This is a genomic window from Myxococcales bacterium, assembly GCA_016703425.1.
Lineage (GTDB): Bacteria > Myxococcota_A > Polyangia > Polyangiales > Polyangiaceae > JADJCA01.
Genome location: JADJCA010000001.1, coordinates 503,222 through 523,218, shown reverse-complemented (window position 1 = coordinate 523,218; position 19,997 = coordinate 503,222). Strand labels below are relative to the sequence as shown.

The 19,997-nt window shown below is 68.3% G+C and carries 19 protein-coding genes; 8 read left to right on the top strand and 11 right to left on the bottom strand.

Going from position 1 to position 19,997, the window contains the following annotated elements:
• Positions 1-35: 35 nt before the first annotated feature.
• A complete protein-coding gene (locus IPG50_02255; protein ID MBK6691024.1) occupies positions 36-1,250 on the bottom strand; it encodes a hypothetical protein in 1,215 nt (404 codons plus the stop codon).
• 178 nt (positions 1,251-1,428) lie between these two features.
• Here IPG50_02255 and IPG50_02250 point away from each other — a divergent pair, with 178 nt between their 5' ends.
• From IPG50_02250 to IPG50_02240, 3 genes are all read left to right on the top strand, one after another.
• Positions 1,429-1,833: a DUF4145 domain-containing protein gene (locus tag IPG50_02250; GenBank protein MBK6691023.1), complete on the top strand. Its 405-nt coding sequence runs from the start codon at positions 1,429-1,431 to the stop codon at positions 1,831-1,833.
• A gap of 179 nt (positions 1,834-2,012) precedes the next feature.
• Positions 2,013-2,534, top strand: coding sequence for a hypothetical protein (locus IPG50_02245; GenBank protein MBK6691022.1), 522 nt, complete (start codon positions 2,013-2,015; stop codon positions 2,532-2,534).
• Positions 2,535-2,627: 93 nt separating this feature from the next.
• On the top strand, positions 2,628-3,080 hold the full coding sequence (locus tag IPG50_02240) for a hypothetical protein (GenBank protein ID MBK6691021.1): 453 nt from the start codon (positions 2,628-2,630) through the stop codon (positions 3,078-3,080).
• A gap of 187 nt (positions 3,081-3,267) precedes the next feature.
• Here IPG50_02240 and IPG50_02235 read toward each other — a convergent pair whose 3' ends face one another.
• From IPG50_02235 to IPG50_02200, 8 genes are all read right to left on the bottom strand, one after another.
• A complete protein-coding gene (locus IPG50_02235) occupies positions 3,268-3,780 on the bottom strand; it encodes a helix-turn-helix transcriptional regulator (protein MBK6691020.1) in 513 nt (170 codons plus the stop codon).
• Positions 3,781-3,968: 188 nt separating this feature from the next.
• Positions 3,969-5,003, bottom strand: coding sequence for a nucleotidyl transferase AbiEii/AbiGii toxin family protein (locus IPG50_02230; GenBank protein ID MBK6691019.1), 1,035 nt, complete (start codon positions 5,001-5,003; stop codon positions 3,969-3,971).
• Entirely contained in the window at positions 4,996-5,406 is a 411-nt protein-coding gene (locus IPG50_02225; GenBank protein ID MBK6691018.1) for a hypothetical protein, read from the bottom strand. The genes IPG50_02230 and IPG50_02225 overlap by 8 nt, the downstream gene beginning before the upstream one ends.
• Positions 5,407-5,782: 376 nt before the next feature.
• A complete protein-coding gene (locus IPG50_02220) occupies positions 5,783-7,246 on the bottom strand; it encodes an ATP-dependent DNA helicase RecQ (protein ID MBK6691017.1) in 1,464 nt (487 codons plus the stop codon).
• A 2-nt stretch (positions 7,247-7,248) separates the two neighbouring features.
• Positions 7,249-8,127 carry a nuclease gene (locus tag IPG50_02215; GenBank protein ID MBK6691016.1) on the bottom strand — a complete coding sequence of 293 codons (879 nt, stop codon included), beginning with the start codon at positions 8,125-8,127 and terminating at the stop codon, positions 7,249-7,251.
• Positions 8,128-8,611: 484 nt separating this feature from the next.
• Positions 8,612-9,406: a hypothetical protein gene (locus IPG50_02210; GenBank protein MBK6691015.1), complete on the bottom strand. Its 795-nt coding sequence runs from the start codon at positions 9,404-9,406 to the stop codon at positions 8,612-8,614.
• 331 nt (positions 9,407-9,737) lie between these two features.
• Complete coding sequence (locus tag IPG50_02205; GenBank protein MBK6691014.1) at positions 9,738-11,558, bottom strand: HEAT repeat domain-containing protein; 1,821 nt, start codon at positions 11,556-11,558, stop codon at positions 9,738-9,740.
• Between the two features lie 2 nt (positions 11,559-11,560).
• Positions 11,561-11,785 (bottom strand): hypothetical protein, encoded by a 225-nt coding sequence (locus tag IPG50_02200; protein MBK6691013.1) that lies wholly within the window; start codon positions 11,783-11,785, stop codon positions 11,561-11,563.
• Between the two features lie 170 nt (positions 11,786-11,955).
• Here IPG50_02200 and IPG50_02195 point away from each other — a divergent pair, with 170 nt between their 5' ends.
• From IPG50_02195 to IPG50_02185, 3 genes are all read left to right on the top strand, one after another.
• Entirely contained in the window at positions 11,956-12,381 is a 426-nt protein-coding gene (locus tag IPG50_02195; protein MBK6691012.1) for a DUF4259 domain-containing protein, read from the top strand.
• A 159-nt stretch (positions 12,382-12,540) separates the two neighbouring features.
• Positions 12,541-13,986 carry a hypothetical protein gene (locus IPG50_02190; GenBank protein ID MBK6691011.1) on the top strand — a complete coding sequence of 482 codons (1,446 nt, stop codon included), beginning with the start codon at positions 12,541-12,543 and terminating at the stop codon, positions 13,984-13,986.
• A 226-nt stretch (positions 13,987-14,212) separates the two neighbouring features.
• Entirely contained in the window at positions 14,213-15,496 is a 1,284-nt protein-coding gene (locus IPG50_02185; GenBank protein MBK6691010.1) for a hypothetical protein, read from the top strand.
• An 80-nt stretch (positions 15,497-15,576) separates the two neighbouring features.
• On the opposite strand, the gene IPG50_02180 is transcribed toward IPG50_02185, so the two are convergent.
• Positions 15,577-16,410 (bottom strand): DNA alkylation repair protein, encoded by an 834-nt coding sequence (locus IPG50_02180; protein MBK6691009.1) that lies wholly within the window; start codon positions 16,408-16,410, stop codon positions 15,577-15,579.
• Positions 16,411-16,491: 81 nt separating this feature from the next.
• Here IPG50_02180 and IPG50_02175 point away from each other — a divergent pair, with 81 nt between their 5' ends.
• Complete coding sequence (locus tag IPG50_02175; GenBank protein MBK6691008.1) at positions 16,492-18,324, top strand: acyl-CoA dehydrogenase; 1,833 nt, start codon at positions 16,492-16,494, stop codon at positions 18,322-18,324.
• A 392-nt stretch (positions 18,325-18,716) separates the two neighbouring features.
• Here IPG50_02175 and IPG50_02170 read toward each other — a convergent pair whose 3' ends face one another.
• On the bottom strand, positions 18,717-19,205 hold the full coding sequence (locus tag IPG50_02170; protein ID MBK6691007.1) for a nucleotidyltransferase: 489 nt from the start codon (positions 19,203-19,205) through the stop codon (positions 18,717-18,719).
• Positions 19,206-19,521: 316 nt separating this feature from the next.
• On the opposite strand from IPG50_02170, the gene IPG50_02165 reads away from it, so the two are divergent.
• Positions 19,522-19,968 carry a hypothetical protein gene (locus IPG50_02165; GenBank protein ID MBK6691006.1) on the top strand — a complete coding sequence of 149 codons (447 nt, stop codon included), beginning with the start codon at positions 19,522-19,524 and terminating at the stop codon, positions 19,966-19,968.
• Positions 19,969-19,997 lie beyond the last annotated feature (29 nt).

Below are 19,997 nucleotides of genomic sequence, written 5' to 3'. Positions count from 1 at the left end.
GAAGGCGAGCCCGGGATTCGGCCAATGAGTGCAATTCATGGCGACCCCCGTGTCGATGAACGCGTTGTAAGAAAACGTGCTCGAGGTCGCAAGACCGTCCCATTGGACGCAGCCGGCGCCGCATCCACGAAACTCGTTGTGCATGATCGTAAGCTCACCGCCGCGGACCCACATGTCCATGGATAGCCCGTCGAAGATATTGCCTTCGACGATATGATGCTAAGAGACGTCGGCTCACTGACAATGCCAAAGAGGCCTTGCACAGTTGAACCTCGAAACGTGCAGGAGGTCACGCCGTTGGACTCTCCCTTGAAGGTCACGCTCGTGGTCCCCTGATAATACGTTGGCTCGAACACCACCTTGGAGGCGTCGCCGAGCACGCCGTAGAGGTGCTGCTTGCCCACCAAGGTGTAGCCCTGAGACTCGCCGCTCACGCCGCCGGGGTAGATGCCAGGCGCGAGGTACACGTCGCCGCTCGCGTACCTAAGCGCGTACCCGAGCGTCCGGTTGGCGCAGACGCCGGGCCCGTGGCCCAGGCGCGGCTCGTCACGTCCCAGAAGGTGATCCACGTAGCGGCTATCGCCGCTTAGGCCACACGAGACAAACCGAGCGGTGACGGTGGCGTCTTGTGGGCCGGAGACCGTGCAGACATCGTCGTTCACTTTCGTGCACCCCTGCCACTCGACGAAGGCGGCGCTGACGGCGGGCGTGGCCGTGAGCGTGATGGCGTCCGAGACGGGAACGTCCGTCGCGCAGGTGCCCGAGCAGGGTGCCCCGAGGCCCGTGACGACTCCAGCAGGCTCGGTGCCAACCTTCCCTTCGACGTTCACTGTGACGCGCTTCTTCTTCGGTGCGAACTCCGCGGTCACGAACGTCACGGACGGCAGTCGCGCGACCTCGAGCGTGCATGGTGCGCCCCCCGCGCAAGTCGCGCCGTCGCGCCAACCGATGAACCTGGCGGTCGGCGTGTCCTTCCCTTGAAGGACCAGCTTCCCGGTCGCGAACTCCGCAGCGCACGTCGCGCCGCAGTTGATTCCAGGCGGCTCGCTTTCGACGAGCCCCGAGAGGTCGCCGGCCTTGCGAACAACGATCACGTGCGGCGACGCAGGCAGCGTGACATCCGTCGCGTCGGGGCCCGCGGTCATCGGGCCGGAAAGCGCGGGCGCGAGGTCCTCGGTGAGGGAGCGCGACCCGCACGCGACGAAGAGTGCGCCCGCGACGAGCGCCAACGCGATGCCCTTGGTCTTCACGGCGGCCCCCCTCTCCTCTCCCGTCCTTCGTTAGTACACCGAGGCGATCGCTCGGGGCGCTGATTTCGCGAGTGGCCCCGAGTACGGCCCCCCCCGCCAAAAATCCCGCGAGCGGTCCCCGCAATCTCCGTACACTAGGCCTCCGGAGGGGGGCCGCGTTGGGTCTCCCGCGCGCGATTTGAACACGCAGCCTTCGCCGAACTTCGCATTCCTCGCGTACCACGACGCGCGGCTCGTCGCCCTCGCGACGCAGGCGGAGGAGCACTTCGCGCGCGATCCGGCCGTCACGCTCTTCAAGCTCCGGCAGTTCGGTGAGGTCCTCGCCAAGCGCGCCGCCGCGAAGGTCGCGCTCTTCGTCGACCCGGACGAGAAGCAGCAGTTCCTCATCGACCGCCTCTTTGACCGCGGGGCCATCGGCGCGACGCAGAAGCAGCTCTTTCACGACTTGCGCCGCGTCGGCAACGCGGCGGTCCACGAAGATCGCGGCGACCACGCCGAGGCGCTCCATCAGCTCCGCATGGCGCGCGAGCTGGCCGTTTGGTTCCAGCGCAAGGTGGACAGCGACTATTTTGAGGAGGGGTGAGACGCGCGCCTGCGCCCGTGTTCGAAGGGTGCGGGCGCGGCGAGCGCGTCGACGCCTCCGTGCCGATCAATGAGCGACCGCAGCTCCGCTGATGCTTGCGAGCGCCCTAGCTCAGATAAATGTTGGTAATGTGGAGACATTTGCAATTCGCAAATCGCACGCTACAGTCGTTCAGTGCCATGGACCTCCGCCTGAAACCGCAAGACGTTGTCGTCGCGCTGAAGCTCGTCGCCTCCCCGAGCTCGTCGTGGACGCAGCCCGAGGTGGCGAAGGCCCTTCACATGAGCGCGAGCGAGGTGAACCACGGCCTCAAGCGTCTCGCCGCTTGCCACCTCTTCAACCCGCGCGAACGACGAGTTGTGCGCGCCAGCCTTCTTGAGTTCCTTGTCTCGGGCCTGCGGTACGTGTTTCCGGCGCAGCTCGGCCACTTCGGAGAGGGAATGCCGACGTCCGTGGGAGCGTCGGTTCTCAAGGGGAAGGTCCGACTCGGTGAAGAAGACACCCCCGTCTGGCCGACCGCCGATCGCGCGAAGGCCGTCCGCGGTCGCGTTGTCGCGCCCCTCTACAAGAACGTTCCCCTCGCCGCAGCCGAGGACCCGGCCCTGCACGACTACCTCGCGCTCGCCGATGCTCTTCGTGTTGGTCGAGCTCGGGAGCGCGCTCTTGCGAAAGACGAGCTCACGAAGAGGCTCTCCTCGTGAGCAGCCAACGCTCGAGCGCGCGCGCGGCGATTGCAACCGTGGCGCGAGCACGCTAGGGGCGAGAACCCGCCCGTTGTCTTCGTCGGCGGAACGGTGACGGCTCTCTATCCGCTTGAAGGCGGCGTCGACGTGCGGCCCACCGTGGACGTCGCTTGCGTCGTCGATGTCGCCACGACCGCCGACTACTACGCCTTCGTCGAAAGGCTTCGTGCGCGGGGCTTCAGCGAGTGCGTGGACGAAGGCGCGCCGCTCTGTCGCCGCGTGTTCGCGAACATTCGGGTGGACATCGTGGCGACGGCGGACACGGGTATCGGCCCGACGAACCGCTGGTACAAGCAAGCGGCCCTTGAGGCTACTTCGCACGAGATCGCGCCTGGCTTGAAGGTGCTCGCCATCACACCCATCTACTTCGTCGCCACGAAGCTCGAGGCGTTTCGAGGCCGGGGCCGCGGCGATTACCAAGCGAGCCACGACCTCGAAGACACGCTCCTCGTGCTCGCGGGCATCCCTCATCTACGTGAACAACTTCGAACCGAGAGCACCTAGGTGGTGTCGGCCGTGCGTGCCGAGCTCGTCGCTCTGCGCTCCAAGGACGCGTTCATCGACGCTCTTCCCGGACACTTCGAGGGCGACGCTGTCGGTCAGGCGCGCGCCGACGTCGTGCTCAAGTGGTTGGCGTCGCTCGAATGAGGCGCTGTGCGGCCGCGCAATCGCCGGTCTCAGGCGTCACAAGTCACCGACTCCACTCCACCACGACATCCTCTTCCGAAAGCCCGAGCGCGTTGGCGATCTTGTAGAGGGTCGAGCGGCGCGGGATCGACGCCGAGTTCAACATCCGGCTTAGGGAGGGCTGCGGAATGCCGCACTTGGCGGCGACAGCAGAGACGCCGCCATGCCGATCGATGAGTTGGCGCAGCTTCGCCTTCTCAGCCATCACGCGCTGGGCGACGTCTTCGAGCCGGTCGTACTTAATCTGAGTCGGCTCCTGCGGCGCGTCAGCGCAGTCGTCGAGCGAGTCTTGAATGTCCGCGACGATCTCGTCGCGTTCGGATGCGTCGCCGGCCGCGTTCAGCCAAAGGGCCATCAGATCGTAGGTGCCTTGATCGGTGCGCGCCAAGTCGGACGCTTTCACGATGAAGCCATGATCGAGCCCGGCGTCCTTCATGGCGACCATGATGCTCGCCAGATTGAGGACCTCCTCATCCGTGGTCTTGAACATGATGCTCATGCGCGGTGCGCGGCTCATGACATAACGTTTCATGACATTTGGTCGGCGTTCGGCAAGGCGTTGGCCGCTATTTCCCCAAAGTACTCGGCAATCGCCACCGCCCGGTCCCCCACCCCTTCGGCGTACCGCATCATCGCCCGCAACCTCGCTTCGCCGCGCCAGCGTCGCCCGTCGTACTCGCTCACGAGCGCGACGCCTGAGCGCCGCTACGCGGGCGGCGCGGTCTTCCAGCTGGCGACGATCTCCTCGATCTCCTTGAGCGTCGCGAGTGCCTCGTCGAAGGTCGGCACTGGGGACGCAGGAAAGAACATCGACCCCATGGCCGCGAAATCCGCGCGCATGGCAGCGGCGAGGTCGTCATGGGGGGCGCAGTTCAGCTCGAAGTTCGTCACGAGCTCGTAGCGAGCCTTGGTCTCCCTGAAGAAGATCTGCTTGTTTTCAACGACGGCCCGCAGGAGCTTGGCGCTCAGAATGCTCGTTCTCAGCTTGGGCGTGTTCCAGATCCGGTGGACGTCGTAGACGTGCCGCGAGAGCCGGTGAACGTTCTTGTCGGGCTTCGCGCGAGTTCCGTGATGGAGAGCGTGAAGGAGCGTCACCTTCTCCCAGAAGGTCCGCTCGGGCTCCAAGGCGATCACCTCCACGGTGGCGGTCGGCGTCGTTCCGCCGTGAGTCTCCTCGATGTACGAAACGATGGTTCGCCGCGAAGTCGGCCAGGGATCGCCGCGAGCACCAAACTCGACCTTCACCTGAGGTTGCCCGTAGCCGTAGGTCGCTACCGGATCGGGGAATGTGAAGAGAACCGCCTGGCGGTCGACGTCGTCGACCTCAACGCGCCATCCAGACGCGCCAAGATCGCGCGTGCACATTGCGCGCAGCTCCGGAACGACGACATCTCGAACGACCGTCGCAGAGCGTTCGCCGATTTCGTCGACGAGTGCCTGCCGCTTCTTTCCACTGAGGCCAGCGCTGAGCGGGTCCCGCTCTCCCACGAAGTTCCAGCCGTCTCGGGAGAACGTGAGGTCGATGTCCTCCGAGAACCGCTCGATAAGGCCATGCACCTTCGATAACGAAGTCCCGCCTTTGAAGGTGAGCTGCGGGATGCCGTCGATCTCGTGCAGTCTCGCGAGCGTCCAGCACACCCACAGATCCTTCTCGATGACCCACGCTGCAACACCGCGCCGGGCTGCCACGTCGTTGACGAACGCGTCACGCTCGCTGCGGTCGGTCATGATGTCAGGCATGAGCCTCAGCTCCGCCAATGACCACGTCAACCGCCGAGCCGAGCCATCCGGGAAGTTGTCGGCGGACCCGGGCGAGTTGCTTCTTCGCGCTGTCGAGCGTAGCGGCAAGGCGTTGAAGGACGCTCGTTGATGCGGCATCTCGACCCAGGTGGCGTAGGGCGACAATGGCCATGCCGGCCCGCGATTGTGGAAGCAGCATGTCAACGCGGCCTGCGTGCTTCAGCCGAACCATAAGGTTGCCCACGCGGACGTTCCGAGAAGGACCGTCGGTCAGGTACACGACCTGCGCCGGAACCTGAGTGCTGAGCCCCAAGGCGTTCGCGGCGCTGGCTCCGGAAGGTTGCAGGTGGCTGTCGGTCTGCTTCGCCACGGCTTGGGCCACCGCGTCGGCGGACGGCCACATCAGACCAGCCTTCGGGTGCGTCCGTGGCAAGTCGTAGATCCCGCGGTCGAGTCGGCGGATCCGCCCAGCTAGCGCAAGACGGGCGAGGGCCTGATCGACCGCGTTTCGCGAGCCGACGTCGACGAAATCCTGGGCCGTAAAGACAGTCCCACGACCCCTTCCGTTTACCTGGCGAAGAATGCTGGATGCGGCGGCCATGGGCTCCTCGTGTGTAAGGTAGCTAATGTTACTCTTCTGACAAGAGCAGCCGTCATTTGCGACTATTATGTTAGTTATTACAATTAATTAAATGAGTACTACGCGGGCCGATACCCATACAGAATTATGCATGGCAAGCGGCTGAACCTACGGCCGTCGCACCGCCTCCCCGAAATACTCAGCAATCGCCACCGCCCGGTCCCCCACCCCTTCGGCGTACCGCATCATCGCCCGCAGCCGTGCCTCGTCCCGCAGGCGCCGCGCGTCGTATTCGCTCACGAGCGCGTCGACGACGTCCCGTACGCCGCCCCCGCCTCCGCGCGTATCCGCGAGCCGCTGCCAATGCGCGACGATCCCTTCTGACGCGTCGCCGCCCAACCCCCGTCGCACGCGCGATCGCCTCGACTGCGCTCTCCCTCGTCCTCGATGTTGATGTTGATGTTGATGTTGATTGTGTCGACGAGAAGTCCCCGAAGCACCCCGCCGCCGCCACCACCTTCTCCACGTCCCCGCTCCCCGGCGCCCTCGTCGCCAAGAAGAAGCGCTGCACGCGTCGGTCTTCCAATCGGTACAAGAGCACGCACCGCGCGGGCTTGCCGTCGCGGCCCGCGCGGCCCGCTTCCTGAACGTAGCTCTCGAGCGAATCGGGGAACTCGTAGTGGGCCACGAAGCGCGTGTCCGCCTTGTCGATGCCCATGCCAAACGCCTTCGTCGCCACCATGACGCGCACGCGCCCGCTCATGAAGTGCGCGCGGCTCTCTTCGCGCTCCGCCGCGCTCATGCGCCCGTGGTACCTCGCCACTGGCACGCGCAGCGCCCCGATCCATCGATAGAGCTCGTCGGCCTTCTTCACCGTCGCCGTGTAAACGATGCCCGCGCCCGCTTCGTCGTCGAAGAGCCGAAGCAGCGCGGTCCGCTTGGCCATCTCGTTGACCGTGCGCTCCACCTCGAAGCTCAAGTTCGGGCGCAGCAGGCTCGTGCGCACCACGCGAGGCGCGCGCATGCCGAGCTGCTTCACGATGTCGGCCGCGGTCTCGCTCGTGGCCGTCGCCGTGAGCGCCAAGATGGGCGGCCGCCCGAGCGCCTCCGCGCCCCTCGCGATGGCCATGTACGCCGGTCGAAAGTCGTGGCCCCACGACGAGGCGCAATGCGCTTCGTCCACCGCGATGAGCGAGACGCCGCGCGCCCGAAGCATGGCCTGGCACTCTTCCGTGCGGAAACGCTCCGGCGTCACGTACACGAGCGGATGCGTCCCGGCGCGAATCTCTCGCTCGCAGTCGCGCTCCTCGCTGGCCGTGAGCGTCGAGTCCAGCTCGGCTGCGTCCACATCGGCGTCGTCCATGTGGTCGCATTGATCTTTCATCAGCGCGATGAGCGGCGAGATGACGACGACGGGACGCGGCAGCACGAGCGCGGGCAACTGGTACGTCAGCGACTTGCCGCCGCCCGTCGGCAGGATCCCGACCGCGTCCTCGCCTGCGAGGACCGCGTCAATGAGCGCGCGCTGACCGGGGCGAAAGGCGCGCACGCCGAAGTGGGAGAGGGCGAAGGACTCGAGGCGAGGCCACGGCGACGGCGTGGGAGAGGAAGAAGGAGAGAGAGAGTCGGGCACGTTCACGTGCACGTTTACGGGACTGAGCATGGCTAGGACTCCACGAATTTCAGTTCGGTTAGGTCGGCGGTGAGCGCTAGGCGGGAGCCATGCACGCGGACCAAGGCGGACAAGGGAATGTTCGCGGCGTGGCGCAAGACGACGCGATCGGGCGACGGCGCGCCCGCGGAGCCGTGGCTCGCGAGCCACTCCACGAAGGAGCCCGTGAAGCTCTCGGCGTAGCGCTTCGTGAAGAACTCCATGCAGCGCCGAAAGAGCTTCGGCAAAATCAGCGCGCCGTGCGCGCCCACCGAGCGCGCACCGTGGAGCTCGAAGCCCCGCGAGGTCGCGTCGTCACGCCAAATCCCGAGCTTGCGCGCCCGGGCGCGCCGGGCTGCGGCGCGAAAGAGGCGCACGTGCACCTCCGGCATCGACGTGTACGCGAGCGGGTACACGTGCCCTCCCTCGAGGAGCGCGTGGTTCGCGCTGGTGCGAATGCGCTCGGTCGTCGCGCGGTGGCGCTTCGCGCGCTCTTCGGAGCGCCGCGGGAGCACGTACGCGATGACGCGGCCCCTCGCGTCGACCGCGTTCGCCAAGAGCGTCACGGGCACCGCCGGCGGCGTCGCCGCCACGATGGTCGCGCCGTCAGCCGCGCACGCGACGCCGGTGACGCCTAGCCACGCGAGGAGCGCATCGCGCGCGCTCTCGCCGCGCGGCTGCGACGCTTGGGCGTAGTGCAACTCCGGCGCGTCGATGCCTTCAAGGCGGAGCTGTACGCTCCCGTCCGTCGCGCCGCGGCGCAAGAGCCGCGCCCGGCGGAGCGCGCCGTAACGCGCCGGCTCCTTCGCGAAGAACCGAACCGAGTCGCCATCGGGCGCGTAGCCCGGAAGCAGAATCCAACCATCAAGAGCTTCGTAGAGAGGAATGTACATGGCACGCCTACTTGGTCGGGGTCGCTGGTGGGGTGGCCTTCCCTTCGCAGGGCGAGGCGCTTGGTTGCTGCCCGCGGCGCGTCGTTTCGTACGCCGAGGCGGAAGCCTCGTGCGCGAGAGCGCAGGGCGGTCGAAGGGGCGCCGCAGCTTCGTAAAGCAGCGGATCCACGTCGACGTGGCCTAAGGAGACGCGGCGCCTCGCGTATCTCGCGCTCCCTCGCCTCTACGAGGCATCACGCCCCGTCTAAATCGCTGCCGGCGCCGTGCTGGAAACGCCACCTTGCGCTTACGAAGGTCTCCCCGGCGCACAATGCGCTTCGCCCTCGGCAAAAGAGCCTTCGGGATCGGGCTACGAAGGACCGGGCGTGCCTTAAGAGACGCGCCGACCGCTTAAGAGACGCTTTTCGCTGGCTCATGGGTCTCTGCGCGTCGGTTCGCTCCCCCCGCGCCGTGCCAAACGTGCACGGCGCGGGCTCACGAGCGCTCAGCCGACGGGCGCATTCGGCGAACGGGCACCGAGGGCGGTTGGCGCGCCCTTCGCATTGGGCGCGTCGTCCGAATCCGTGCCACCCACCATGCCTACCTGGGATGCGGCCGCACGCTTGCGCTTCGCGAGCCCCATGGTGATGCGAGACGCGCGCTTGCTAACGATGGCGCGCGCGAGGTCGGACCACTCGGCGTACCAAGCGTAGAGCGCTTCGAGCGCCACCGCGTGGTCCGATTCCTTCTGTACGGCCTCGCTCGGCTTCTTCGTGTCCGGCTCAGCCTGCGCCTCCACCACGAGAGCGCGCAGGCGAGCGCGCTCTTCGGTGCCGATGCCGCGTGTGGCGAGCAGTTCGAGCGCCTTGGTGTCGGCGTCGTGGGTATCCGCGCGCCCTTCGCCCTTCTCGAGTGCGTCGAGGCGATCCAAGAACTTCGCCACGCCGAGCACCGCGAGCGGTCCTTCGGTCGCGGCAAGATCTTGAAAGACGAACGCGGCTTGTTCGGGAAAGCGGTACGCGAGCGCTCCGTGTGCCTTCAAGAAGCCAAGCTCGTCCCACTCGTCGAGGGCGCGGATGGCCTCCGTTGCGAGCGAGACGCCCGGCGCCGACTCGGCGCGCGTTTCCGACCCGGACGCCGCGAGCAGGAGGCGCCAGCCCTCGCGATGCTCGTCTTGGGTGTAGCCGTGCTCACTCATGGCGCGACGGAGCTCGCCTTGAGTTCCGAGCGCCGAGAGGAATGCGAAGGCGCGGTTGGGCAACTGGGCGAGGGTTTGGGGACCAGGCATGGAGGATTTCATGACGTGACGCTTTCTCTCGTGCGCCCGCGCAGAGCGGCGGCGCAAAACGCGTCCGCCGTGCGAGGCCACGAAGTGTGTGTGGCTTGTGTTGAACGCCGCGCGACGTGCACCTTGCACATCGTCGCGACGGACGCCCTAGAGCACGCCGCGTGCCGCCGTGTCGGTCGCGCGCCGCCGCGAGCGTTCGCGCACTTACGCGAGGCTGGCGCTGCGTGCGCGTGTTCAGGGTGTTCAGAGTGTTCAGGACGGGGGGGCGCACGAGCGGAGCCGTGTGGACAGCCTGAACAGGGCGGCCGCCCCGCACGGGCCGCTCGCGCGTCGAACCGGCGTCCTAGGGCGCCGCCCCCGCCATCTCAATGCGCGAGCCCTTGACGAGGAGGTCCCCGCCAACGCACGAAACGAAGAGCGCTCCGTCCGCCGTGAGGCCCGATGCGCGCGGCGCGCCGGGGAGCGTCTTCCAATAGGTGACTTCGTATTTGCCGGGACCGGCCCGCCTGGCGAGGTAGAGCGCGCCCCGGTTGTAGGCCAGGCGCGCGAGCCCGGTGACGATGACGATCCCAATCGAGGTTGCGTGAATGCCGACGATGTTTTCCCTGAGCAGCGGCGTGGGAGAGCCCTTGCGCTGGGTGAAGTGCATCAGCTCCCCTCGCCACTCACCACGGCTCGAGCCGACCAGGAAACCGTCTGTCGTCTTCAGCCCGACGTCCGGGATCTGGCTCGTAGGTGTCGACGTCATGCCGTCCTGACCGAGTGACTCGACGACGTAGCTCAGTGCCCTAAGCTCGCCAGCGCTGAGCTCGTGCCGGTCTGGCGCCAGCGTGGGCCGTCGCCCTCTCGACGGCGTCTCGATGAACTCGTGTTCGTTAAACGCGCCGTCAAAGCTTCCGGCCTCCGCCGCCGGGTATCGCTCGCGCCCACGGAGCACCTCGGCAGCGCGCCGGGCGTTGGACCGAACGGGCGGGTACCAGTGCGACGTTGCGAGCGTATCGAGGGCGGGCAGCGCGGCTACCACGCCCAGCCGGGCGAGCGATTCCGCGGCCACGTACGGCAACTGCCAATCGTCTTCCGCAGTGAGGAGCCCCATCAGTAGCGGAGCGCCTTGGTCGTATCCGATGAACCCGAGCGTACGGGCCGCCGGGACACGCAGCTCGCGATCGGCGCCACTGACCAGCGCGGCGACGGCGGGACCGGCATCGCGCGCCGCCCCGCCCAACCGCGCGAGCGTCCTTAGCCCAGGAACATCCGGGCTATTGCGCAACTCCGCGACCAAGATGGCCACGCCCTCGGGCGCGCCGATGGCGACCAGCACGTCGTCGACTTCCTTGGCGAACCGCGGTTCAAGCGCCGCAACGGCTTTCAGCGCGGGGCTAGCCGCTCGCGCCGCAATGCCCATGCAGCCGATCGCCCGGATGGCGAAGACGCGATTCTGCCGCGGACCCTGCTCGCGATGAGCTCGCGCGAGCAAGACGCCAACAGCGGGAGCTGCATCCGCCGCCGTGGAGCGGAAGATTCGGCAAATGGCGTCCGACACCTCGGCACTCACGGGCTCTGGCCGCTCGAAGAACTGAGCGAGTGGAATCGATGCGCGCGGGCCAAATGTCTCGAGCGCGAAGGTCACCTGCGTCATCGTCTTCGGCAGCCTGGGCAGGGCGTCCAAAAGATACTGCATCGCACGCGGCGTCCCGATGTGAGCGATGGCCGAAGGTACCCAGCCGCCATCGCGTTCTACCGCCGCGATGAGCGCGTCGAGATTCTTCTCCGTGAGGCCACCGATGTCGCTCACGATGAAGCCCGCGATGTACCGGATGTGAGGTTCAGGGCTTGAGAGCAACGGAAGCAAGTACGGTACGGCGGCGGCGCCGTAGGCTTGGATCGCCTTCGCGAGCGCAGCTTGTTCGTCACTGATCCCGCGGTCCTTGCTCGTCACGAGAGGAACCTTTCGCAACAGCGCGGCCAGCGCCTCGGGCGGCGGCGGTAGAGGGGCTTCCTGCTCACGCGCCGCTACGCGTGGCGCTTCACGCGCGGGCGCAGGCCCCGTGGTGCGCGTAGGCGTCCCGCAGGCCGCCACGCCCAACGCGAGCGGCAGCAGCACCGTCCAAACACCGCACCCCCTGTTGACCGCCGCGCGCACCGACGGTGAGGATAGCGCCATGGTCATCGACGGCGCTTGGGGGCCTCGGGCGCCCCTAAGGTCGCCGGCCGGCGAGATAGCTCCGATTGCGTCATGTCTCTCTCGGCCAACGCAACTTGCGTGTGGCCTGCCGTCTCCGGAACCCCGCGCAAGTCCATGACGAGAAGCTCGTTGGCCACGTCACGCTCGAGCCGCGCCCGGCGCTCAGGCGACATGTTCTTCGTCTTGATGTCCGACCACTTCTTCATGAGTTCCCGTCCCCCGGCCTCGGACGCCAGATACGCCGCCCAAAGCCGACGCGATCACGAGCCCCTCGCCTCGCCCGGGCGCGAAATCATTCGCAAAGCATACCGGTTTCAATCCCCCCGCGCCCCGACGACAATGGCGCGCACCGACCGCCACCGCATGGAGGGCCGAGATGGGCGCCTGGGACTACGGCATCTTCGACGACGACACGGCGTACGACTTCACCGACGAGATCAAGGAGGACGCGCGCGCGTTCTTCAAGAGCTCCTTCGAGCAAGCGCTCGCCGCCGAGAGCCTCGATTACGACGCCTGCCATCGCGTGACGGTCTCTGCGGCGTACATGGACAACTTGCTGAACGGGACGACGTACCGGACCGACAGCCACGAGGCCTCCGACGAGAGCAACGTGAACCTGTTCGGCAAGCTCCAACCTGGCCTCCACGTCGAGGACTTGAGGGGGCTCGCGATTGACGCGCTCGAGAAGGTCCTCGGCAAGACGTCGGAGCTGAACGAGCTCTGGTCCGACAACGAGGACCTCTACCCCAAGTGGACGACGTCCATCCGTGAGCTGATGGCGAGGCTGAAGGTCGCGCGCTGAGCCGCGGAGCCCGTGGCGACGTCCGCCGCCAACGGGTCGGGAAACGCGACACGCGGGTCATACTTCCCTCCCCGACCGCGCGCGTTTCTCCGCGGGGGCGCGACGGTATGCATGTTGCTCCGCGCGCGAGCCATGGGGGCGAGGCGTCGATGCGTGTGCATGCTCTTCGCGAGCGCGTGCGGCGTCTTGGCGTGTAGCCAGCACGTGAAGAAGCTACCGACGGACGACCTGCCGTACGCGCGGACCGTCCCCGATGCGCCGGAGACGCCACCGGAACCCCTGCCCGCGGAGCCGACGTGTGCGAGGACCGTCGAACACGCGGTCTTCGTTGCGGAAGACGGGGCCGATGGGGAGAGGTGCGGCGGCCGGTACCCGCAGTACACCTCGCCGCACGACCCCGACTGGGACGGTCCTTGCCGAACCCTCGGCTGGGCGTTGCGGAAAGCCGACGCCAAGCTCGTCGTCGTCGACGGTGCCGCGATCCCCAGGAACCACGTTGAGGTTCCGGTGGTCCTCCGCCGCGACGTTGTCATCGAAGGAGGCTGGCGGCGAAAGTTTGTTCTGGGCGCCACTGCACCGATGAGTCTCTTGGCCCCTCTGCGCATGGCTGTCTGGGAGAAGGACTGCCCGGGCAAGGGTAATCCCAAGACGGCGATCTCGACCGGCCCGATTGTGGCTGAGGATGTTGCGGGCACGGCGAGGCTGATCGACCTCGAACTCGAAGTCGCCGAGACCACTCCCGGAGAAACGTCGATAGGCGTCCGGGCCGTCGGTGCCACGACCCGCGTCGAACTCGACAACGTTCGAATCAGCGCGAGCGCACCGATGGGGAAGAAGGGCGCGAAGGGCGCCGCCGGAGACGCGGGAGGCGACGACTGCCCGAGCGCCGATGGCGCCGCCGCCACGACGTCTGGTGCGAATGGAGCCGACGCAACGGAGACGGGAACGTTCTCGGCCGAAGGCTACCAGGCGCGAGACGGTCAGGCCGGCGCCGACGGCCTTCCCGGCAACGCCGCGCTCGCCGGAGGGACCGGTACATGCGTGGATTGTGTCACCCAATGCGCGGCCACGACGAGCGCGGGCACGACCACGTGCTCTGTGGCGACGAGTCTGCGCCAATGCGGCAGTCAGGCGAAGTCCGGCTGTGGCGGCGGAGGAGGACGCGGCGGAGCAGGAAGCGGGGGCGGCGGCAGCAGCGTCGCGCTCCTCGCGTGGGACGCCACCGTCGTGCTCAACGGCGGCTCACTCTACGCAGCCAACGGAGGCTCGGCTGCTTCCCCGGGCGTTGGCGGGCCGGGTGGGGCCGGAGGAACGGGCCGCGCGGGCATCGCCGATCCGCCCGTCGCGTGCAGCACCCAGTGCGAATACATCCTCGGCGGCTGCACGGGGACTCAGCCGGCCGCCGGCCAAGGCGGTGCCGGCACCGTCGGCGGCGCCGGAAGCGCGGGCGGGAGCGGGGGTCGCGGGGCCGGGGGCTCGTCGTATGCGATCGTCAAGAACGCAGGCGCCGCGGTGGAGTACGGACCGACAACGAGGCTGGGTCACGGAGTCGGAGGCGCCGGTTCTGTGCGAGGCAACGCGGCGGACGTGTTCGTGGTCCCGTAGGCGACGAAGGCCAGCCCCGCGACACGCGCGTCATATGTCCGTCTTGGCCCGCGCGGGTTTCTCCGCGCGGGCGCACCGGGTATGCATGTTGCTCCGCGCGCGAGCCATGGGGGCGATGCGTCTACGCTCGTGGGTCATCTTCGCGAGCGCGTGCGCGTTGGCGTCCTGCGACGCGCGCATACCGAATACGTGCTCCAACTGTGGGCCCGCCTCAGGCGTGTGGGCCATGCCGCACGGGGTCGTGCCTCCCAAGAGTCCCTCCGCTCCGCCCGATCCCCCCCTGCCCGTATGCCTCCGGGGCGCAGCATCCGGGACGTTCGTCGCGAAGGACGGCACCGACTCGGAGACGTGCGGCGACGCCGCGGCGCCGTGCAAGACGATCCAATGGGCGACTCGGGACCTGGCCGCCCAACGGATCTTCGTGGCCGGAGGCACTCTGGGCGGCGAGACCATTTCCCTCCGCGCGGACCTCGTCATTGAGGGTGGGTGGGAGCGTTACCCGCGGCCTCGCGCGAACCCCGGGCCTCCCACCTGGGCCAAGGACTGCAAAGGCATCACCAACGCGACGACCCTCGTGGCGGCCGATCTTGTCGCCGAAGACATTGGCGGCACTGCGCAGCTCATTGACCTTACCTTTCGGCCGACCCGTCGCGGCCCGGGCGAGAGCGCGATCGGACTCCGAGCGGTCGGTGCGTCCACGCGCGTCGAGCTCACAGCCGTGACGATCTCCGTGGCGGCGGCGCCGGAAGGTTCGCCTGGCGCGAGCGGTACGACGGGCGAAGCCGGCGCCGACGACTGCCCCAGCGCCGACGGCGCAGCCGCCACGCTCGCTGGCCCGAGCGGCGCCGACGCGACGGAGTTGGGCACGTTCTCCCGGAGCGGATACGAAGCGCGCGCGGGTACCCCCGGGGCCGACGGCCTCGCAGGCAACGCGGCGCCGCCGGGCGGAGATGGCCAATGCGTCGCTTGCGTCAACCAATGCGCAGGGACGACCACGTGCTCGATCAGCTCGAGCCTGCGCTACTGCGGCACGCAAGCCAAGTCAGGCTGCGGTGGCCATGGCGGACGCGGCGGCGCGGGTGGTGCCGGCGGCGGCAGCACCGTCGCGCTGCTCGCCTGGGACGCGACGATCGTTCTCTCGGGTGGCGCACTCAAGGCGGGCGACGGCGGTGCGGGAGCGCTTGGCGGCCCCGGCGGCTCAGGCGGTCCGGGGGGGACGGGGCTCGCAGGCACAGCGGCGCCGCCCGTCGCCTGCGCCACGCAATGCGAAAGCGTGCAGGGGGCATGCGCGGCGACGCAGTTCGCCACAGGCCAAGGCGGCGTGGGCACCGTCGGTGGCACCGGAAGCGCAGGCGGCAACGGTGGCCGCGGCGCCGGGGGCTCGTCGTACGCGATCGTGCAAAACGCGGGCGCCAGCGTGGAGTATGGACCCTCGACGCTGCTCGTTCACGGAGTCGGAGGCGCGGGCTCCGTGCCGGGAAACGCAGCGGACGTGTTCGTCCCGCCGTAGGTGGTGCGGCGTTCGGTTGCTCGCACTCATTCGCGGCGCCGCGGCGCGCCGCCTCTAGCCGCCCGCCGCCCGAGCGCCCGTCATCGCTTCCGCGGGCGCCGCCCTCGCGGACGCGCGCCCGCGGAATTCGGCGCCGCGGGGCGCGCTCTCACCTGCCCTCTTACCTGCCCCCGCCCCGATTCCGCGGCCGGAGCCGCGAGGTACTTCGTGGCCTCGCGGAGCGTGAGGCCGCTCATGGCGTGCCGGTGCCGTTCCACGAAGGCGCGGACCAACGCCGGTCGCTTCTTCGAGACCTCGCGGAGCACCCAACCGATCGCCTTGCGGATGAAGAACTCGCGCTCGCCCAACATCGGCACCGCAAGCTTCGAGAAGAGCTCGAAGTCGCCACCGCCGGCTCGCAACGCGTCGTTCATCGCGAGGAGCGCCGTCCGGCGAACCCAGAAGTCGTCGTCGCCGGCCCAGAGCTCGAGCCGCCGGAGCTCGCGCGGGTTCGCCGCGAGGATGGGGCCGATGACCTTCGTGGCGAGCCAGTCGACGTACGCCCAGCCGGCGCCCTCGCGGACCAGCTCGATGAGCCTCGGCAGCGCCGATGGCCCTAGCTCCGACGCGCGAAGCTCCAGCACACCGATCGCGACGGCGCGATGCTCGTGCCACCGCGTTTCGAAGAGGGCTCGCGCGAGCACGAGCGGCGCCACATCACGGTGCTCGCGCACGAGCTCCCGAGCGAGGACGCGAATAACCGGTTGCGCCACGCCGAAGAAGGCGAGCTCGCTCTTGAGGTACGCCTTCTGCCCCGCGGCGCGCGTCGCGTCGCCTTCCCGCCGAAGTCGTGCGCTCAGCGCATCGATCAGCGCCGGGAGCCCCTCGGTGTCAGGGCGGCGCCGTCCCTTCGAAGGCTTCCTGCTCGACGGCATCGGCGCGACGCTAGCGAAGGGCCGCTTTGCGTGCAACGCGGGAGCCGCGTGCGGCGTAGGGAGCGCTACCATGCGGAGCCCATGAACCCGCTCGTCCGCGATCGAGACGTCTCCTTTCTGCTCTACGACGTCCTCGAGGTCACGGCGCTCACATCGCTCCCCTACTTCGCCGAGCACTCGCGCATGACGTTCGACTCGGTGCTCGGTGCGGCAGCGCGCTTCGCTCGAGAGGTGCTCTACCCCGCGTACAATACGCTCGACGAGACGCCCCCGCGCTTCGAGGCAGGCCGCGTCCTCGTCCACCCGCGCATGCGCGAACTCTGGCCCGCGCTGTCTGAGCTAGGGCTCGTCGTCGCCACGCGGCCCGCAGCCGTCGGCGGGATGCAGCTCCCGCTCAGCGTCTTTTCGCTCGCAACGGCGTACCTGATGGCGGCCAACCTTTCGGCCTACGGTTACGTGGGCCTGTCGGGCGGCGCCGCGCACTTGCTCGAGACGTTTGGCAACGAGTCCTTGCGCGAGCGGTACATGCGACCGCTCTACGAAGGACGTTGGACCGGCACGATGGCGCTCACGGAGCCGCAGGCCGGCTCGAGCCTCGCGGATGTCGCCGCGCTGGCGAAGCCGATGGCCGATGGCAGCTTTCGGATGAGCGGCGCGAAGATCTTCATCTCCGGTGGCGATCACGACGCCGCCGAGAACATCGTGCACATGACGCTCGCGCGCATCGATGCGCCGTCCACGCCGGCGGGCACCAAGGGCGTCTCTCTCTTCTGCGTCCCCAAGCGTCGCGTCGAAGGCGACCGTCTCGTCGACAACGACGTCGCCGTCACGGGCCTCATCCACAAGATCGGCTGGCGTGGTCTTCCGAGCGTGGCGCTCTCGTACGGCGAGGGGGGCGATTGTCACGGGTACCTCGTCGGCGAGCCGCACCGTGGCCTCGCGGCGATGTTCCAGATGATGAACGAGGCGCGGATCATGGTCGGCATGAACGGCGTGGCGACCGCCTCTGTCGCGTACCTCGAGTCGCTCGAATACGCGAAGACACGCCGACAAGGGCGACCGCTCATGGCGAAGGATCCGGGCACGCCGCCGGTCCCCATCGTCATGCACACCGACGTGCGGCGAATGCTCCTCCGGCAGAAGGCCATCGTCGAAGGCGCCATGGCGACGGTGACGCGGGCGGCGCTCTTCGCCGACGTCGCCGAGCACGGCGCAGGCGCGGAGCAGCGCGAACACGCGCGTGTATTGCTCGATCTGCTCACCCCCGTAGCCAAGTCGTTCCCTGCCGAGCGGGGCTACGAGGCCAACGCGCTCGCGCTGCAGATCCACGGCGGCTACGGCTACTCGAGCGAATATCCGGTGGAAGCGTGGCTCCGCGATCAGAAGCTCAACAGCCTCCACGAAGGAACAACGGGCATTCAGGCGATGGACCTCCTCGGTCGCAAGGCCGTTGCCGGCGGCGGCGCGGCGATGCTCGCGCTGCGCGTCGAGGTCGAGCGCACGGTGGAGCGGGCGGCGCGTGCGGGCGTTGAGAAGCGGTGGTGCGCCGTCGTCGGCGAGGGGCTCGCGACCGTCCTCGCGCTGACGGCCGAGCTCGGCGCCCGCGGCGCCGCCGGTGATGTGGCCGCGATGATGCTCCACGCGACCGACTACCTCGACCTCTTCTCGACGCTCGTCGTGGGCTGGCAGCACCTCGAGTGCGGCGCTGCGGCCACCGAGCGGCTCGCGGCGGCGGGTGGCGGCGGCGGAAGCAGGGTTGGCGGCGCTGGCAGCGAAGAGGTCGACTTCCTCCGCGGGCGCATCCTCTCGATGGAGTACTGGCTCGCGACCGAGATGCCGCGCATCGCAACGCTCAGCGCACTCTGCCGGGCTGGCGAGGACAGCTACGCGCGGATTTCGGAGCGCGAGCTGTGAGCGGGCCGTCCGCGAGGAGGTCTGGCAACGTGAGCATGCAGCCGAGCTGCGGGCACATGGCCGGGCGAGTGCTCCGAGATGCGGAAGCTTCAAGTATGACCCCCCTGCGAAGCGGCCGGCGTCCCCAACCGGCCTCTGGCCATTGAAGGAGGGCGCTTAGCTTGGCGCGGAGAGGGCGCGTCGCCTCGCCCGAGCACTCCACACGCACCCGGCCATCCTGCTCTTCCCTGATTGGGAGGCCGAGCCGACGAAGCCGGCGACGCGACGAACCGCCTAGTCTGTTCGAGGCTCAGCGCGCTCTGCCGGGCTGGCGAGGAAGGCTACGCGCGCATCTCGGAGCGCGAGCTGTGAGCGGCCGCGCGTAGCCGCGCGTAGCCACGCGTCGCGCCCATTCAAGTTCGCGTGCGACGACGTTTGGCTGGCGACGCCGTCGCCGCGGCCTTCTCGAGGGCCCGCACGTCGCGACGATCCTGCGGTCGCCCCACGGCCACCTTGTTCGCAATGAGATCCTCACGACCAATGACCGAAACGGCCACACCAGCCAGGTCGACCATCACGCGCCTACTCCAAGCGGCGGTGAAGGTCACGCCAGGGAGTGTCAGCAAGAAGTCGACACGCGCTGGTGGTCGCCCGATCCAAATGATCTCGTCGGGCTTCGCGACTCGGAGCTCCTCGACAAGGGTCGACGGCAACCCGAAATCTGCGAGCGCAACGCACGCGCGCGCAACGTTGGTGGCGTTGGCGTCGAGCCAAAGGTCGAGGTCCTTGGTCGAACGGGGTCTAGCGTGGAGGCTGACGGCGTGGCCGCCCACGACCAGGTAGCGCACGCCTCGCTTTTCGAACGCCGAAAGCATCGCGGCCAAATCGCGGGGGAGGTTCATCGGGGTGCTTCAAGCTCCAGGTCTGCAGCGCAAGCTCGATGGATGCGACAAACCGCGCGGCGGGCCCCGCGCGCTCCCAAAACGCCTCGTCGGCTCGATCGAGCGCCTCGTGGCTCGCGACCCGCCCTCCTTGCCACTTGCGGCTCGCCATGGCTCACTTTAGCGCGATTTTTGCCAACAGAAGGCGAAAGCGGATTGCCCCGGCGCGAGCGCGCAGCCGTGTGCAGACTCCACGCGGAGCCGTGCAGTCGTCGGAGGTGCGGACGCCGCGTCATCGCTGTCGGAGGCGTTCTTACCCCTGGGGTATCCTTTCGCCATGCCGCGCCTCACCGGACCCGGCCACGTGATGTTGTGGGGTTGGGGTTGCGAGACGAAGCCGACGATTGAGTTCCGCCTCGCCCCGATGGATGGCGGCTGCTGGATGGAGCTCGTCGCCCAAGGCCAGTACTTCCAGCCGGCCGACCAGCGCGGGCGGCGCACGGCCGTTCTGGCCCTCACCGACGCGGAGACGGAGGCGACCCTTGTTGCGCTGCTCGCGTCTGAGCCCGATGGGCCTCGCCGCCTCGACCATTCCTCGATGCCCGACTCCGTCGGCTGCGTTCGGATGACGCTGCCCCTCGAGACGGGACCGACGGACCGGTGGATCAACGACGGCACCCCGAACCAGCTCGTCGCCGTCGCGGAGCTGCTCCTGGGTCTGACCCAGCGCGCTGGACTCGCAGTCGACGAGGCGTTCCATCCCGTCGCGCTTGCGTATCGCTAGAGAGGTCCGTCCACGGACAGCGAAAAGTG